This is a genomic window from Streptomyces sp. NBC_00212 (assembly GCF_045206365.1).
Taxonomy (GTDB): Bacteria; Actinomycetota; Actinomycetes; order Streptomycetales; family Streptomycetaceae; genus Streptomyces.
This window is the reverse complement of record NZ_CP108115.1, coordinates 6,720,415-6,736,061: the sequence shown is the minus strand read 5'-3', so window position 1 is coordinate 6,736,061 and position 15,647 is coordinate 6,720,415. Positions and strand designations below refer to the sequence as shown.

Below are 15,647 nucleotides of genomic sequence, written 5' to 3'. Positions count from 1 at the left end.
CTTCGGGTACTGCAGTCATTCTCGCGCAGTCGGCTGCCCGACGCGCTTCGGCAAAGCAAAGCGGAAAAACAAAAGAACCCTTGGTCCCAGCATGAACGCTGGGACCAAGGGTCCTGAAATATTGTTCGGCGGCGTCCTACTCTCCCACAGGGTCCCCCCTGCAGTACCATCGGCGCTGAAAGGCTTAGCTTCCGGGTTCGGAATGTAACCGGGCGTTTCCCTAACGCTATGACCACCGAAACCCTATCGGTTTCGAGCGAACAAGCACACTTTTCAATTAAGTGGGTTCTGCTCAACCAGCAACTGTTCGTTGCTTCAGAACAAACACAGTGGACGCGAGCAACTGAGGACAAGCCCTCGGCCTATTAGTACCAGTCAGCTCCACCCGTTACCGGGCTTCCACATCTGGCCTATCAACCCAGTCGTCTACTGGGAGCCTTACCCTCTCAAGGAGGTGGGAACACTCATCTCGAAGCAGGCTTCCCGCTTAGATGCTTTCAGCGGTTATCCTTTCCGAACGTAGCCAACCAGCCATGCCCTTGGCAGGACAACTGGCACACCAGAGGTTCGTCCGTCCCGGTCCTCTCGTACTAGGGACAGCCCTTCTCAATGTTCCTGCGCGCGCAGCGGATAGGGACCGAACTGTCTCACGACGTTCTAAACCCAGCTCGCGTACCGCTTTAATGGGCGAACAGCCCAACCCTTGGGACCGACTCCAGCCCCAGGATGCGACGAGCCGACATCGAGGTGCCAAACCATCCCGTCGATATGGACTCTTGGGGAAGATCAGCCTGTTATCCCCGGGGTACCTTTTATCCGTTGAGCGACGGCGCTTCCACAAGCCACCGCCGGATCACTAGTCCCGACTTTCGTCCCTGCTCGACCCGTCGGTCTCACAGTCAAGCTCCCTTGTGCACTTACACTCAACACCTGATTGCCAACCAGGCTGAGGGAACCTTTGGGCGCCTCCGTTACTCTTTAGGAGGCAACCGCCCCAGTTAAACTACCCATCAGACACTGTCCCTGATCCGGATCACGGACCGAGGTTAGACATCCAGCACGACCAGAGTGGTATTTCAACGACGACTCCACAACCACTGGCGTGGCCGCTTCAAAGTCTCCCACCTATCCTACACAAGCCGAACCGAACACCAATATCAAACTGTAGTAAAGGTCCCGGGGTCTTTCCGTCCTGCTGCGCGAAACGAGCATCTTTACTCGTAGTGCAATTTCACCGGGCCTATGGTTGAGACAGTCGAGAAGTCGTTACGCCATTCGTGCAGGTCGGAACTTACCCGACAAGGAATTTCGCTACCTTAGGATGGTTATAGTTACCACCGCCGTTTACTGGCGCTTAAGTTCTCAGCTTCGCCACACCGAAATGTGACTAACCGGTCCCCTTAACGTTCCAGCACCGGGCAGGCGTCAGTCCGTATACATCGCCTTACGGCTTCGCACGGACCTGTGTTTTTAGTAAACAGTCGCTTCTCGCTGGTCTCTGCGGCCACCCCCAGCTCAGAGTGCAAGACTCATCACCGGACGTGGCCCCCTTCTCCCGAAGTTACGGGGGCATTTTGCCGAGTTCCTTAACCATAGTTCACCCGAACGCCTCGGTATTCTCTACCTGACCACCTGAGTCGGTTTAGGGTACGGGCCGCCATGAAACTCGCTAGAGGCTTTTCTCGACAGCATAGGATCATCCACTTCACCACAATCGGCTCGGCATCAGGTCTCACCCTTATATGTCATCCGGATTTGCCTAGATGACGGGCTACACCCTTACCCCGGGACAACCACCGCCCGGGCTGGACTACCTTCCTGCGTCACCCCATCGCTTACCTACTACCACCTTGGGCCGGCGGCTCCACCACTTTCCATTCCCCGAAGGGTCCGGAACGGCTTCACGGCCTTAGCATTAATGGGCTCGATACTGGGCGTTTCAAAGCGGGTACCGGAATATCAACCGGTTGTCCATCGACTACGCCTGTCGGCCTCGCCTTAGGTCCCGACTTACCCTGGGCAGATCAGCTTGACCCAGGAACCCTTAGTCAATCGGCGCACACGTTTCTCACGTGTGTATCGCTACTCATGCCTGCATTCTCACTCGTGAACCGTCCACCACTAGCTTCCGCTGCAGCTTCACCCGGCACACGACGCTCCCCTACCCATCCCAGCAGGCGTTGGCCCTATATGCTGGAATGACACGACTTCGGCGGTACGCTTGAGCCCCGCTACATTGTCGGCGCGGAATCACTTGACCAGTGAGCTATTACGCACTCTTTCAAGGGTGGCTGCTTCTAAGCCAACCTCCTGGTTGTCTCTGCGACTCCACATCCTTTCCCACTTAGCGTACGCTTAGGGGCCTTAGTCGATGCTCTGGGCTGTTTCCCTCTCGACCATGGAGCTTATCCCCCACAGTCTCACTGCCGCGCTCTCACTTACCGGCATTCGGAGTTTGGCTAAGGTCAGTAACCCGGTAGGGCCCATCGCCTATCCAGTGCTCTACCTCCGGCAAGAAACACACGACGCTGCACCTAAATGCATTTCGGGGAGAACCAGCTATCACGGAGTTTGATTGGCCTTTCACCCCTAACCACAGGTCATCCCCCAGGTTTTCAACCCTGGTGGGTTCGGTCCTCCACGACCTCTTACAGCCGCTTCAACCTGCCCATGGCTAGATCACTCCGCTTCGGGTCTAGAGCGTGCAACTCAATCGCCCTGTTCGGACTCGCTTTCGCTACGGCTTCCCCACACGGGTTAACCTCGCTACACACCGCTAACTCGCAGGCTCATTCTTCAAAAGGCACGCAGTCACGACTGACAGCACAAGTGCTGCCAGCGACGCTCCCACGGCTTGTAGGCACACGGTTTCAGGTACTATTTCACTCCGCTCCCGCGGTACTTTTCACCATTCCCTCACGGTACTATCCGCTATCGGTCACCAGGGAATATTTAGGCTTAGCGGGTGGTCCCGCCAGATTCACACGGGATTTCTCGGGCCCCGTGCTACTTGGGTGTCTCTCAAACGAGCCGTTGATGTTTCAGCTACGGGGGTCTTACCCTCTACGCCGGACCTTTCGCATGTCCTTCGCCTACACCAACGGTTTCTGACTCGTCCTGTCGCCGGCAGACGACAGAAGAGAGATCCCACAACCCCGCATGCGCAACCCCTGCCGGGTATCACACGCATACGGTTTGGCCTCATCCGGTTTCGCTCGCCACTACTCCCGGAATCACGGTTGTTTTCTCTTCCTGAGGGTACTGAGATGTTTCACTTCCCCTCGTTCCCTCCACATACCCTATGTGTTCAGGTATGGGTGACAGCCCATGACGACTGCCGGGTTTCCCCATTCGGAAACCCCCGGATCAAAGCCTGGTTGACGGCTCCCCGGGGACTATCGTGGCCTCCCACGTCCTTCATCGGTTCCTGGTGCCAAGGCATCCACCGTGCGCCCTTAAAAACTTGGCCACAGATGCTCGCGTCCACTGTGCAGTTCTCAAACAACGACCAGCCACCCATCACCCCACCAACATCGTGGTGAGTTCACTGGGGCCGGCATCAGAAGGACAGACCTCACGGTCCGTACCCTCAGACACCCAACAGCGTGCCCGACCCGATCCTCCCTGGTTCACGTTCCACGCCGAAGCAGTACTGGTGACCCTGAAGCATCGTGCCGAATAGTCAACGTTCCACCCATGAGCTGACCACCGTCGGACGTTTGCCGACGAAATGGCCTCTGACCAGGCGAACCTGGTGAGAAGTGCTCCTTAGAAAGGAGGTGATCCAGCCGCACCTTCCGGTACGGCTACCTTGTTACGACTTCGTCCCAATCGCCAGTCCCACCTTCGACAGCTCCCTCCCACAAGGGGTTGGGCCACCGGCTTCGGGTGTTACCGACTTTCGTGACGTGACGGGCGGTGTGTACAAGGCCCGGGAACGTATTCACCGCAGCAATGCTGATCTGCGATTACTAGCAACTCCGACTTCATGGGGTCGAGTTGCAGACCCCAATCCGAACTGAGACCGGCTTTTTGAGATTCGCTCCGCCTCGCGGCATCGCAGCTCTTTGTACCGGCCATTGTAGCACGTGTGCAGCCCAAGACATAAGGGGCATGATGACTTGACGTCGTCCCCACCTTCCTCCGAGTTGACCCCGGCAGTCTCCTGTGAGTCCCCATCACCCCGAAGGGCATGCTGGCAACACAGAACAAGGGTTGCGCTCGTTGCGGGACTTAACCCAACATCTCACGACACGAGCTGACGACAGCCATGCACCACCTGTATACCGACCACAAGGGGGCGACCATCTCTGGCCGTTTCCGGTATATGTCAAGCCTTGGTAAGGTTCTTCGCGTTGCGTCGAATTAAGCCACATGCTCCGCTGCTTGTGCGGGCCCCCGTCAATTCCTTTGAGTTTTAGCCTTGCGGCCGTACTCCCCAGGCGGGGAACTTAATGCGTTAGCTGCGGCACCGACGACGTGGAATGTCGCCAACACCTAGTTCCCAACGTTTACGGCGTGGACTACCAGGGTATCTAATCCTGTTCGCTCCCCACGCTTTCGCTCCTCAGCGTCAGTAATGGCCCAGAGATCCGCCTTCGCCACCGGTGTTCCTCCTGATATCTGCGCATTTCACCGCTACACCAGGAATTCCGATCTCCCCTACCACACTCTAGCTAGCCCGTATCGAATGCAGACCCGGGGTTAAGCCCCGGGCTTTCACATCCGACGTGACAAGCCGCCTACGAGCTCTTTACGCCCAATAATTCCGGACAACGCTTGCGCCCTACGTATTACCGCGGCTGCTGGCACGTAGTTAGCCGGCGCTTCTTCTGCAGGTACCGTCACTTTCGCTTCTTCCCTGCTGAAAGAGGTTTACAACCCGAAGGCCGTCATCCCTCACGCGGCGTCGCTGCATCAGGCTTTCGCCCATTGTGCAATATTCCCCACTGCTGCCTCCCGTAGGAGTCTGGGCCGTGTCTCAGTCCCAGTGTGGCCGGTCGCCCTCTCAGGCCGGCTACCCGTCGTCGCCTTGGTAGGCCATCACCCCACCAACAAGCTGATAGGCCGCGGGCTCATCCTTCACCGCCGGAGCTTTTAACCCCCCACCATGCGGCAGGAAGTGTTATCCGGTATTAGACCCCGTTTCCAGGGCTTGTCCCAGAGTGAAGGGCAGATTGCCCACGTGTTACTCACCCGTTCGCCACTAATCCACCCCGAAGGGCTTCATCGTTCGACTTGCATGTGTTAAGCACGCCGCCAGCGTTCGTCCTGAGCCAGGATCAAACTCTCCATGAATGTTTACCCGTAATCGGGTGCACACATCACGTAAGAGCGGGACGACCAGGCCGGAATGAGGCCGGTCGTCCACAGCGTCCTCGCTGTGTAATCGCCACCCACACCCCAAGGGGGCGAGTGGACTTTTCAAAGGAACCTCGATCCGCCGAAGCGGATACGGGGTTGTCAATCTGGCGTTGACTTTTGGCACGCTGTTGAGTTCTCAAGGAACGGACGCTTCCTTCGTACTCACCCTCTCGGGCTTTCCTCCGGGCGCTTCCCTTCGGTATTTCGTGTTCCGACTCTATCAGACTCTTTCGTGTCCGATTCCCCGTCGAATTGGGGTTCGCTTTCAGGTATTCGCTTTCGCGTTTCCCTTTCGGCGTGTCCACTACTTTAGCGGGTTTCCCCGCCTCTTCATAATCGAGTCATTCGAGTTCGAATTTCGGCATGCCGAAATACAGACCCGTTGAGGTTCGATCGTAGGTAGTGGATGGCCGCCTGGGGTTGCTGAACAGCAGGGCCCGTCTCAAGCGGCTCGGGCTACGTTAGGCGCCGCTTGAGGCCGAGTCAAGTTCGGCGCTTGCGGGGCTGATGCGCCCGATACGGGCTCACCGTGGGGTCCTCGGAGATCCAGAAGCGCCACGGGTGCGGGGCACCGTCGCCGCCCACTCCGGTGCGCGGTCCACTGCGTACCTGGTCGGGCGTGGGAGGGGTGCCAGTCAGTACGGAGAGGGGGGCCTTCGGGCCGTCGCACACGTCGGTGCCGTTCAGGGCCCGTCCCACGTCCAGTGCGGTGGCCAGGCGGGCCGGGCCTTTGGCCAGTTCTCTGTCATGACGGGCCGAGATTCGACGTTTGCGGGCCAGATCGACGCCCACCCGGATCTCGCCCGCCCTGAGCAGAACACCGCTCGCGCGGCCTTCGGGACCGCACACCAGGTTGAGGCAGTGCCACATGCCGTACGTGAAGTAGACGTACGCATGTCCTGGCGGCCCGAACATCACCTCGTTCCGGGGGGTGCGGCCCCGGAAGGCGTGGGAGCCCGGGTCGTTCGGGCCGTCGTAGGCCTCCACCTCGGTCAGGCGCAGTTCGAGGGGGCCCGCCTCGGTATGGCGTACGAGCGTGCGGCCCAGGAGGTCCGGAGCGACCTCCAGGACGGGCCGGTCGAAGAAGTCCCTTGCCAGTGGCGTACGTTCGGTGCCCGCGATCATGGCGTCCGAGGGTAGTGGACGGCGGGGCGGAACCGGACACGGCGGTTGCGCGTTCGTAGGGGTCGAGGTCGAGAAGTCGTACGGGAAGGACTGGCATGGGGTTCAAGCGGCTGCTGGCGAGCTTGGGAGCCGGCGGGGCTTCGGTGGAGACCGAGCTCACCGAGACCAATGTGGTGCCGGGCGGGGTCGTCCAGGGTGAGGTGCGGATCCAGGGCGGGTCGGTGGACCAGCGGATCGAGGGGCTCTCGGTCGGGCTGCAGGCCCGGGTCGAGGTCGAGGGCGGCGAGCACGAGCACAAGCAGGACATCGAGTTCACCAAGGTGCGGCTCGGCGGGGCCTTCGAGGTGAAGGCGGGGGCCGTGCACGTGGTGCCGTTCGGTCTGGAGATTCCCTGGGAGACGCCGGTCACGGCCGTCGCCGGGCAGCAGCTGCGGGGCATGCACATCGGCGTGACGACCGAGCTGGAGATCGCCCGGGCGCTCGACTCGGGCGATCTGGATCCGATCCAGGTGCATCCGCTGCCGGCCCAGCAGGCGATCCTCGACGCGTTCATCCAGCTGGGCTTCCGCTTCAAGAGCGCGGACATGGAGAAGGGGCACATCCGCGGGACGCGGCAGCGGCTGCCCTTCTACCAGGAGATCGAGTTCTACCCGCCGTCGCAGTACCGGGGTCTGAACCAGGTGGAGCTGTCGTTCGTCGCGGACGACCGCGCGATGGACGTGGTCCTGGAGATGGACAAGAAGCCGGGTCTGTTCAGCGAGGGCAGCGACTCCTACCGCTCGTTCGAGGTCGGCCTCCACGACTTCCGGGGGACCGACTGGGCGGCGTACCTCAATCAGTGGCTGGCCGAGGTCGGCGGGCGGCGGAACTGGTTCTGAGCGAGGACGCCCTAGGCTCGGTCCCACCAGTTGATGCCGAATCAGGAGGTGCCGACGTGAGCGAGCTCAAGAGGCCGCCGCTTCCCCACGACTTCCACCCCGAGGTGCCGTCGTTCACCGTGGTGAGCGAGGACGTCGAGCCGGGTGCCGTGCTCAAGGACGCCCAGGTCTACGCGGCCGGGAACACCTCGCCGCAGCTGCGGTGGGAAGGGTTTCCGGCCGGGACGAAGAGCTTCGCGGTGACGTGCTTCGACCCGGACGCGCCCACGGGCAGCGGGTTCTGGCACTGGTCGGTGTTCGACATCCCGGCGTCGGTGACCGAGCTGCCCGCGGGGGCCGGCAGCGGCAAGTTCGAGGGACTGCCGGCCGGGGCCGTCCAGGTCCGTAACGACTACGGGTCGAAGGACTTCGGCGGTGCGGCGCCGCCGGCCGGGGAGACGCACCGGTACGTCTTCACGGTGTACGCGGTCGACAGCGAGAAGCTGGGTCCGGATGCCGATGCCTCGCCTGCCGTGGTCGGTTTCAACCTGCGGTTCCACACGCTCGGGCGGGCGCAGCTCATTGGTGAGTACACGGGTCCCGCACAGAGCTGATCGTTCGTTTTCCGTTTGCCCTGCCCTGGTCTTGGAGAGATCAGGGCAGGGCATTTTTCTGTTGTCGGCCGGGTTCGTCGCCCGCGCCGGCGCCGATATTGCGTTGTCCATCGTGGCGAGCCCGGCCAGAGTTGATCCCAGCCCGCCAGTCAGTGGGCCGGCACTACGGAGGTGGGCAGGATGCGGGACACGCTGGTACTGAACGCGAGCTTCGAGCCGCTGTCGACGGTGACGCTCAACCGTGCCGTGGTGCTGGTGCTCCAGGACAAGGCCGTGGTCGAGCAGTCCCATCCCCGTCTGCGGATGCGTGCAGCCACCATGGACATACCGGCGCCCCGGGTGATCAGGCTGTGCAGGTACGTGCGGGTGCCGTTCCGAAGACAGGCTCCGTGGTCGAGACGGGGGGTGCTGATCCGGGACCAGCACCGGTGCGCGTACTGCGGGCGGCGGGCGACGACCGTGGACCACGTGGTGCCGCGGGCGCAGGGCGGCCGGGACGGCTGGCTGAACACGGTGGCGTCCTGCGCCGAGGACAACCACCGCAAGGCGGACCGGACGCCGGACGAGGCGGGGATGCCGCTGCTTCGGCAGCCGTTCGTGCCGTCGCCGGCCGATGCGATGCTGCTTGCGATGGCGGCCGGGGCCCGGTCCGAGCTGCCCGAGTGGCTGGCTTCGGGCGCCGCACCGGCCGCGTAACGGGGTCAACTTCCTTGTGGGAAGCCCGCCTTCGAATGGAGGCGGGCTTCTTCATGTGCGTACGGCATGTGCGTACGTCCGCTATTTCAGGGTCAGTTGGAGGATCGCGACGATGCCGACGGCGATGATCACTCCGCGCAGCACCGCGGGCTTGAGGCGGCGGCCGACCTTGGCGCCGATCTGGCCTCCTATGGTCGAGCCGACGGCGATGAGCAGGACGGCGGTCCAGTTGAACTCGGCGACGAAGAGGAAGAAGACGGCCGCGATGCCGTTGACGACGGCGCCGAGGATGTTCTTGACGGCGTTGACGCGCTGCAGGCTGTCGGACAGGAGCAGGCCCATCAGGGAGAGGTAGAGGACGCCCTGGGCGGCGCCGAAGTAGCCGCCGTACATGCTGGCGAGGAAGAGGCCGGCGAGGAGTGCGGCGCCGCCTTCGGGGTGGGCCTCGGTGCCTCGGGCCTCGCGGCGGCGCTTGATCGCGGCGGCCAGGCGCGGCTGGAACAGGACGAGGACGAGCGCCGCGCCGACCAGGACCGGGACGATCGCGTCGAACGACGAGGACGGCAGGGCGAGCAGCAGGATCGCCCCGGCGAGCCCGCCGAGCAGGGCGGCGGCGCCGAGGCGGAGCACCCGCCGGGTCTGGCCGCGCAGTTCGTTGCGGTAGCCGATGGCCCCGCTGATGGAGCCGGGGACCAGGCCGAGCGCGTTCGACACGTTGGCGGTGATCGGTGGCAGGCCGGTCGCCAGGAGCACGGGGAAGGTGAGGAGCGTGCCGGATCCGACGATCGTGTTGATGGTGCCCGCGCCGATGCCGGCCGCGAAGACCGCGAGTGCTTCCCAGATGGACAAGGCCATCTCCTTACACGTTCAGTGAGTCGCCTCCCCGCCGTGGGGGTCGAGGGGCCGCACTGATCATGCATGAAGGGTGTATGGGGCAGTCAACTAGCCCCGGTCCACAGGCAGTTCATCCGATGGGTCGTCAGTCCACGGGGGGTTCTTCGCGGCGCTCGGTCGCGCCGTTGCCGTTGTTGCCGCCGGTGTTGAAGCCGGGCATGCCGCCGCCGAGGTTGCCGAAGGCGCCGGAGAGGCCCTTGAGGGCGTCGCCGATCTCGCTGGGCACGATCCAGAGCTTGTTGGCGTCGCCCTCGGCGATCTTCGGGAGCATCTGGAGGTACTGGTAGGAGAGCAGCTTCTGGTCGGGGTCGCCCGCGTGGATGGACTCGAAGACGGTACGGATGGCCTGAGCCTCGCCCTCGGCGCGCAGGGCGGCCGCCTTGGCCTCACCTTCGGCGCGCAGGATCGCGGACTGCTTCTCGCCCTCGGCGCGCAGGATCTCCGACTGCCGTACACCTTCGGCCTGGAGGATGGCCGCGCGCTTGTCACGGTCGGCGCGCATCTGCTTCTCCATCGAGTCCTGGATGGAGGTCGGCGGCTCGATGGCCTTGAGCTCGACGCGGTTGACGCGGATGCCCCACTTGCCGGTGGCCTCGTCGAGGACGCCGCGCAGGGCCGCGTTGATCTCCTCGCGGGAGGTCAGGGTCCGCTCCAGGTCCATGCCGCCGATGATGTTGCGGAGCGTGGTGACGGTGAGCTGTTCGATCGCCTGGATGTAGCTGGCGACTTCGTAGGTGGCGGCCCGGGCGTCGGTCACCTGGTAGTAGATGACGGTGTCGATGTTGACGACCAGGTTGTCCTGGGTGATCACCGGCTGGGGCGGGAAGGGGACGACCTGCTCGCGGAGGTCGATGCGGTTGCGGATCGAGTCGATGAACGGGACGACGATGTTCAGACCCGCGTTCAGCGTCCTCGTGTAGCGGCCGAAGCGCTCCACGATGGCGGCGCTGGCCTGCGGGATCACCTGGATCGTTTTGATCAGGGCGATGAAGACCAGCACCACCAGGATGATCAGGACGATGATGATCGGTTGCATCGCGTACCCCGTGCCCTTCTTGCTCTCGGATGGCCCTGGAAACGTTGGTAGTTACCGGACCCGATGATCCTGGCATGGTTCACATGACGATGGCAGTGGCTCCGTCGATCTCGACGACGTCGACCTGACGGCCGGGCTCAAACACGCCGTCCTGGTCGAGCGCGCGGGCCGACCAGACCTCGCCCGCCAGTTTGATCCGGCCGCCGTCGGCGTCGACCCGTTCCAGGACGACGGCCTGACGGCCCTTCAACGCCTCGGTGCCGGTGGCGAGTTGGGGGCGCTGGGCGCGGTGGCGGGCGGCGATGGGGCGTACGACGGAGACGAGGGCGACCGAGACGACCACGAAGACGAGGACCTGGGCGACGGGGCCAAGGCCGAAGCCCGCGCCTATGGCGGCGGCGACCGCGCCGACCGCCATCATGCCGAACTCGGGCATGGTGGTCAGGACGAGGGGAATGCCCAGAGCTGCCGCGCCGATCAGCCACCAAACCCATGCCTCGATGTCCACAAGGTCATGGTAGGTCCGGGCGTCCCCTCACCGACAGTGCACAAAGGCCCTAGCCGAGCGGGAGCCCCGTCGCCGTGTAGCGGTCGCCGCGGTGCTCGACGAGGAGCGGGAGGCCGAAGCAGAGCGAGAGGTTGCGGGAGGTGAGCTCGGTCTCCATGGGGCCGGCGGCGAGGACCTTGCCCTGACGGATCATGAGGACGTGGGTGAAGCCGGGGGCGATCTCCTCGACGTGGTGGGTGACCATCACCATCGAGGGCGCGTACGGGTCGCGGGCGAGCCGGCCGAGGCGCCGGACCAGGTCCTCGCGGCCGCCGAGGTCGAGGCCGGCGGCGGGCTCGTCGAGGAGGAGGAGCTCGGGGTCGGTCATCATGGCGCGGGCGATCAGGGTGCGCTTGCGCTCGCCCTCGGAGAGGGTGCCGAACTTGCGGTCCACGAAGTCCGTCATGCCGAGCCGGTCGAGGAAGGCGCGGGCGCGGTCCTCGTCGACGGCGTCGTACTCCTCCTGCCAGGTGGCCGTCATGCCGTACGCGGCGGTGAGCACGGTCTGCAGGACGGTCTGGCGCTTGGGGAGCTTGTCGGCCATGGCGACGCCGGCCATGCCGATGCGTGGGCGCAGCTCGAAGACGTCCACCTTGCCGAGCTGTTCACCGAGGATCTTGGCGGTGCCGGTGCTCGGGAAGAGGTAGCTGGAGGCGATGTTGAGGAGGGTGGTCTTGCCGGCGCCGTTGGGGCCGAGGATGACCCAGCGCTCGCCTTCCTTGACCGACCAGGAGACGTCGTCCACCAGAGCGCGTCCGTCGCGGACCACGGATACGTCCACCAGCTCCAGTACATCGCTCATGAGCGCGTTGTCTCCCCATGCCATCGTCTTGAGTTCGCGAGTGCTTGCCGGGGGCGCCTGTGGGCGCGGTCCCCAGGGAAAACCTACGCCACTGGCGAAGTGATCCCGCCTCTAGGGTCTGTCCGGCGGATCTGGTCGCCCGCGAGATGCCTTCGCTCTGCGGCGCCGTTGAGCGGGGGCCTGGTGCGTCCAGCTGCAAGGCGGAGGATTGAGGCGACGCGCAGCGTCGGCGATTGACGACAACGCGGTGGGGGTCCCCCCCTGGCCCATTAGGCCTTGGGGGAGGGCGCACCAGGGCCGCGCGTCCCAGACAAGATCCGCCGGGCAGGCCCTAGGTCCGGTCGTACGGCTTCCCTAGGCTGGAGGCATGTTCTCGGAACCACGTTCAGGTCGGCTGGCCGCTTGGGGAAATGCCCTGTTGGCCGGATATGTCTCGCCGGACGACGCGGCGCTCGCGATCGTCGGGGACGACGCGGTGCACCGCGTGGAAGGGCTGCCCGGCGAGTCCGCGCCGGTGGGGCTCACGCTGGCGCTCGGCCGGCTGCGCACCCTCGGGGTGAACGGCTGGCGGGTCGCGCTCCCGGCGGCGGGGCATCCGCTGGGGCTCAGCGGCCCCCCGGAGTTCAACGCGCGCGCCCTTGAGGCCGAGGAGGCCGTGGTCGGGTTCGGCGCCCCGTACGGTCTCGTTCCCGAGCTGTACGAGGCCGGGCCCGCGGGGGACGTGCACGCGGAGGTCGTCTGGCACTGCCTGGCGGTGCGCGAGGCGCCGCCCGCGGACGTGCCCTCGCTCGGGGAGGCCGAGCGTGAGCTCGCGGAGGCGCTGCGGGAGGCGACCGCGGCGCTCAACCGGCTCGACGTGGCGGGCTCGGGCCCCGCCGCGGCCGCCGCGATCGACGCGTACCGGGCGCGGGCCGAGGGCCCCGACGAGGAGGTGCTCGCGCCGGGCTATCCGCCGCGCGCGGTACGGGTGTTGGAGCTGGCCCGGCGGGTCGGGCTGCTGGTGTCGCTGGCCTACGAGAGCGGGCACGGGGGCGCGGTGAGCGCCTCGGAGATCGCGGCGCGGGGCGAGGTGCTGCGCCCGGTGGAGCGGGTGGCCCGGCGGGCCAGGGTCGCCGCGTACAACGCGTATGTGGAGGAGCGGGAGCGGGGCTGAGAGCCTGTGTCCAAACCCCGTCCGGATCAGGCCGCGGCGTCTGGTGCGTGCGATCGCAAGGCGCCGGAGCGTCCTCGATGGGGGTACCCCCTGGTCTTCAAGACCTTGGGGGAGGAGCTACTAGGGCGCTTCGGCAACGCGGCGAGCGTGCGTGCCAGGCGTCGCGGACCCGGGCGGGGTTTGGACACAGGCTCTGAGGTCGCGCGGGCCGAAACGGTTCGGGCAAGGGACCGGCCCCCGGGTGGAACCCGGGGGCCGGAGGTCACTGCGTCGGCGCGGGGCCGGTCAGTTGTTGGAGCTCTCGTTCCCGAAGTCCGAGTTGAGCAGGCCGACCACGTTGAGCGTGTTGCCCGTGACGTTCGCCGGGATGTGCACCGGGACCTGCGCCAGGTTGCCGGCGACGATGCCCGGGGAGTGCTCGGCCTTGCCGTTGGCCACCCCGTCGGCGGAGGCAGCGCCGGTCGCGGCGGCGAGGGCGCCGCCGGCGAGCACGGTGACGGCGAGAGCCTTGTTGAGCTTCATGTTCTGGATCCTCCTGGTCTTCGCCGCGACCAGCCGCCGCGGCATGCCTGGAGAACGCTCACCGCCGCCAGGGGATGCGCTATGTGGGTGACATCCACACGACGGTATGAATCTCGCACCGTACGGTGACGATCCGGTTTACGTATGTCAGACAGTCGGATCAGCCCGTCACGCCGTGCCGTACGGCCCACAGCGCGGCCTGCGTGCGGTCGGCGAGGTCCAGCTTCATCAGGATGTTGGAGACGTGCGTCTTGACGGTCTTCTCGGACAGCACGAGGTGGCGGGCGATCTCGCGGTTGGAGCGGCCGTCCGCGATCAGCGCCAGGACCTCCTTCTCCCGCTCGGTCAGGGTCGTGCCACGGCCGGTGCCGCCGTGCCCGTCGTCCTGGCTGAGCAGGGCGCCCGCCACCTCGGGCTGGAGCAGCACATGGCCCGCGTGCACCGAGCGGATCGCTCCGGCCAGCGCGTCCGGGTCGACGTCCTTGTATACGTAGCCGGAAGCGCCCGCCCGCAGGGCGGGGACCACGGTGCGCTGCTCGGTGAAGCTGGTGACGATGAGGACCTTGGCTCCATTGGCGAGCTCGCGGAGCTTGCGCAGGGCCTCGATGCCGTCCATGCCCGGCATCTTGACGTCCATCAGGACGACGTCCGGCTTCAGCTCCTCGGCGCGGGCCACGCCCTCGGCGCCGTCGGAGGCCTCCCCCACCACTTCTATGTCGTCCTGTACTTCCAGGAACGTACGCAGTCCTCGGCGGACCACCTGGTGGTCGTCCACGAGCAGGACCCTGATCACCTTGTCAGCCACCGGGGACCTCCATCTTGATCGTGGCGCCCTCGCCGGGTGCCGATTGCACGGTGAGCCTGCCGCCGACGCCGCTCGCCCGGTGCCGCATCGACACCAGGCCGAGGTGGCGGCCCGCGCGGCGGACCCGGCTCGGCTCGAAGCCGCGGCCGTTGTCGGTGATCCGCAGCACCGCGCCTTGGCCGCTGCGCTCCAGGACGACGTCGACCCGGCCGGCGCCGGAGTGGCGCAGCGCGTTGTGCAGGGCCTCCTGGGCGACCCTCAGGAGGGCCTCCTCCTGGGCCGGGGGCAGCGCGCGCACTCCTTGGTTGTCGAAGGTGACGCGGGCCGCGTGGGCCCGGTCGAGGACCTGGATCTGGGTGCGCAGCGTGTGCACCAGGCCGTCCTCCTCCAGGGCCGCGGGCCTCAACTCCACCACGGCGGCGCGCAGTTCGTCGGCGGCTTCTGCCGCGAGGGCCGCGACCTGCTGGAGCTCGCCCTTGGCGCGGACCGGGTCGCGGTCCACCAGGGTGGCGGCCGCCTGGGCGGTGAGGCGCAGCGAGAAGAGCTTCTGGCTGACCGCGTCGTGCAGCTCGTGGGCGAGCCGGGAGCGCTCCTCGGCGATGGTCAGCTCGCGGCTGCGCTCGTACAGGCGGGCGTTGGTGAGGGCGATCGCGGCGTGCTGGGCGAGCAGGCGCAGCAGTTCCTCGTCGTCCTCGGTGAAGCCGCAGCCGCCGTCCGGCTTGGGGCAGCGCTTGTTGGCGAGGAAGAGGGCGCCGAGCGTCTCCTCGCCGTCGCGGATCGGCATGCCCAGGAAGTCGGACATGTCGGGATGGGCGGACGGCCAGCCCTCGAAGCGGGGGTCCTTGCGGACGTCGGCGAGGCGCTCGGCCTTCTCCTCGTGGAGCATCGCGGCGAGGATCCCGTGCTGACGGGGCAGCGGACCGATCGCCCGCCACTGCTCGTCGCTGACGCCGTCGACCACGAACTGGGCGAAGCCGCCGTGGTCGTCGGGGACGCCGAGCGCCGCGTACTCCGCGTCCAGCAGTTCGCGGGCCGACGCGGTGATCGTCTTGAGGACGTCGCCGACCTCCAGGTGCCTGCTCATGGCGAGCAGGGCGGTGCTCACGGCGGCGAGACCCGCGCTCGGTGACGGGGTCTCCCCTGGTCCGGGGGCGTGCGCGGGACGGGAGCGGCTCATGTCGTCACCGTACCGGCGGGGTGTGACAGCGCGCCTCGGGCTGTGGACCTCCACC

At 65.6% G+C, this 15,647-nt stretch carries 12 protein-coding genes and 3 rRNA genes; 4 read left to right on the top strand and 11 right to left on the bottom strand.

Annotation, left to right across the window (positions count from 1 at the left end; genetic code table 11):
- Positions 1 to 123: 123 nt before the first annotated feature.
- The 4 genes from rrf to OHA17_RS30690 all read right to left on the bottom strand — a co-directional run bounded on the left by rrf (position 124) and on the right by OHA17_RS30690 (position 6,489).
- Positions 124 to 240, bottom strand: a 5S ribosomal RNA gene (rrf, locus tag OHA17_RS30705).
- A gap of 105 nt (positions 241 to 345) precedes the next feature.
- Positions 346 to 3,469: ribosomal RNA gene (locus tag OHA17_RS30700) — 23S ribosomal RNA — on the bottom strand.
- 303 nt (positions 3,470 to 3,772) lie between these two features.
- A 16S ribosomal RNA gene (locus OHA17_RS30695) occupies positions 3,773 to 5,298 on the bottom strand.
- Together the 16S, 23S and 5S rRNA genes form the textbook arrangement of a ribosomal RNA operon.
- A 549-nt stretch (positions 5,299 to 5,847) precedes the next feature.
- Positions 5,848 to 6,489 carry a DNA-3-methyladenine glycosylase gene (locus OHA17_RS30690; RefSeq protein ID WP_053724175.1) on the bottom strand — a complete coding sequence of 214 codons (642 nt, stop codon included), beginning with the start codon at positions 6,487 to 6,489 and terminating at the stop codon, positions 5,848 to 5,850.
- A 95-nt stretch (positions 6,490 to 6,584) separates the two neighbouring features.
- Here OHA17_RS30690 and OHA17_RS30685 point away from each other — a divergent pair, with 95 nt between their 5' ends.
- The 3 genes from OHA17_RS30685 to OHA17_RS30675 all read left to right on the top strand — a co-directional run bounded on the left by OHA17_RS30685 (position 6,585) and on the right by OHA17_RS30675 (position 8,656).
- Positions 6,585 to 7,367: a sporulation protein gene (locus tag OHA17_RS30685; protein WP_406509224.1), complete on the top strand. Its 783-nt coding sequence runs from the start codon at positions 6,585 to 6,587 to the stop codon at positions 7,365 to 7,367.
- Between the two features lie 56 nt (positions 7,368 to 7,423).
- Positions 7,424 to 7,960 (top strand): YbhB/YbcL family Raf kinase inhibitor-like protein, encoded by a 537-nt coding sequence (locus OHA17_RS30680; protein ID WP_189961370.1) that lies wholly within the window; start codon positions 7,424 to 7,426, stop codon positions 7,958 to 7,960.
- A 180-nt stretch (positions 7,961 to 8,140) separates the two neighbouring features.
- Positions 8,141 to 8,656 (top strand): HNH endonuclease, encoded by a 516-nt coding sequence (locus OHA17_RS30675; protein WP_053724172.1) that lies wholly within the window; start codon positions 8,141 to 8,143, stop codon positions 8,654 to 8,656.
- An 81-nt stretch (positions 8,657 to 8,737) separates the two neighbouring features.
- Here the strand turns inward: OHA17_RS30675 and OHA17_RS30670 are convergent, their stop codons facing one another.
- The 4 genes from OHA17_RS30670 to OHA17_RS30655 form a co-directional block, all read right to left on the bottom strand.
- Positions 8,738 to 9,511: a sulfite exporter TauE/SafE family protein gene (locus OHA17_RS30670; RefSeq protein WP_406509223.1), complete on the bottom strand. Its 774-nt coding sequence runs from the start codon at positions 9,509 to 9,511 to the stop codon at positions 8,738 to 8,740.
- A 124-nt stretch (positions 9,512 to 9,635) separates the two neighbouring features.
- Positions 9,636 to 10,586, bottom strand: a complete 951-nt coding sequence (locus OHA17_RS30665; RefSeq protein WP_053724170.1) for an SPFH domain-containing protein — start codon at positions 10,584 to 10,586, stop codon at positions 9,636 to 9,638.
- Positions 10,587 to 10,665: 79 nt separating this feature from the next.
- A complete protein-coding gene (locus OHA17_RS30660; RefSeq protein ID WP_406509222.1) occupies positions 10,666 to 11,094 on the bottom strand; it encodes an NfeD family protein in 429 nt (142 codons plus the stop codon).
- Positions 11,095 to 11,143: 49 nt separating this feature from the next.
- Positions 11,144 to 11,935: an ABC transporter ATP-binding protein gene (locus OHA17_RS30655; protein WP_053724168.1), complete on the bottom strand. Its 792-nt coding sequence runs from the start codon at positions 11,933 to 11,935 to the stop codon at positions 11,144 to 11,146.
- Between the two features lie 367 nt (positions 11,936 to 12,302).
- Between OHA17_RS30655 and OHA17_RS30650 the strand changes: the two genes are divergently transcribed.
- Positions 12,303 to 13,088 carry a hypothetical protein gene (locus tag OHA17_RS30650; protein ID WP_406509221.1) on the top strand — a complete coding sequence of 262 codons (786 nt, stop codon included), beginning with the start codon at positions 12,303 to 12,305 and terminating at the stop codon, positions 13,086 to 13,088.
- A 285-nt stretch (positions 13,089 to 13,373) separates the two neighbouring features.
- On the opposite strand, the gene OHA17_RS30645 is transcribed toward OHA17_RS30650, so the two are convergent.
- From OHA17_RS30645 to OHA17_RS30635, 3 genes are all read right to left on the bottom strand, one after another.
- Positions 13,374 to 13,610, bottom strand: a complete 237-nt coding sequence (locus OHA17_RS30645) for a chaplin (RefSeq protein WP_406509220.1) — start codon at positions 13,608 to 13,610, stop codon at positions 13,374 to 13,376.
- A gap of 160 nt (positions 13,611 to 13,770) precedes the next feature.
- Positions 13,771 to 14,415, bottom strand: coding sequence for a response regulator transcription factor (locus tag OHA17_RS30640; RefSeq protein ID WP_053724166.1), 645 nt, complete (start codon positions 14,413 to 14,415; stop codon positions 13,771 to 13,773).
- Positions 14,408 to 15,592 (bottom strand): GAF domain-containing sensor histidine kinase, encoded by a 1,185-nt coding sequence (locus OHA17_RS30635; protein ID WP_406509219.1) that lies wholly within the window; start codon positions 15,590 to 15,592, stop codon positions 14,408 to 14,410. The genes OHA17_RS30640 and OHA17_RS30635 overlap by 8 nt, the downstream gene beginning before the upstream one ends.
- Between the last annotated feature and the right edge of the window lie 55 nt (positions 15,593 to 15,647).

What these genes read in the sequence shown, in the direction of transcription:
- OHA17_RS30670 (WP_406509223.1), bottom strand. Translation starts at nt 9,511, where the DNA reads ATGGCCTTGTCCATCTGGGAAGCACTCGCGGTCTTCGCGGCCGGCATC.
- OHA17_RS30675 (WP_053724172.1), top strand. Translation starts at nt 8,141, where the DNA reads ATGCGGGACACGCTGGTACTGAACGCGAGCTTCGAGCCGCTGTCGACG.
- OHA17_RS30645 (WP_406509220.1), bottom strand. Translation starts at nt 13,610, where the DNA reads ATGAAGCTCAACAAGGCTCTCGCCGTCACCGTGCTCGCCGGCGGCGCC.
- OHA17_RS30685 (WP_406509224.1), top strand. Translation starts at nt 6,585, where the DNA reads ATGGGGTTCAAGCGGCTGCTGGCGAGCTTGGGAGCCGGCGGGGCTTCG.
- OHA17_RS30635 (WP_406509219.1), bottom strand. Translation starts at nt 15,592, where the DNA reads ATGAGCCGCTCCCGTCCCGCGCACGCCCCCGGACCAGGGGAGACCCCG.
- OHA17_RS30690 (WP_053724175.1), bottom strand. Translation starts at nt 6,489, where the DNA reads ATGATCGCGGGCACCGAACGTACGCCACTGGCAAGGGACTTCTTCGAC.
- OHA17_RS30665 (WP_053724170.1), bottom strand. Translation starts at nt 10,586, where the DNA reads ATGCAACCGATCATCATCGTCCTGATCATCCTGGTGGTGCTGGTCTTC.
- OHA17_RS30650 (WP_406509221.1), top strand. Translation starts at nt 12,303, where the DNA reads ATGTTCTCGGAACCACGTTCAGGTCGGCTGGCCGCTTGGGGAAATGCC.
- OHA17_RS30655 (WP_053724168.1), bottom strand. Translation starts at nt 11,935, where the DNA reads ATGAGCGATGTACTGGAGCTGGTGGACGTATCCGTGGTCCGCGACGGA.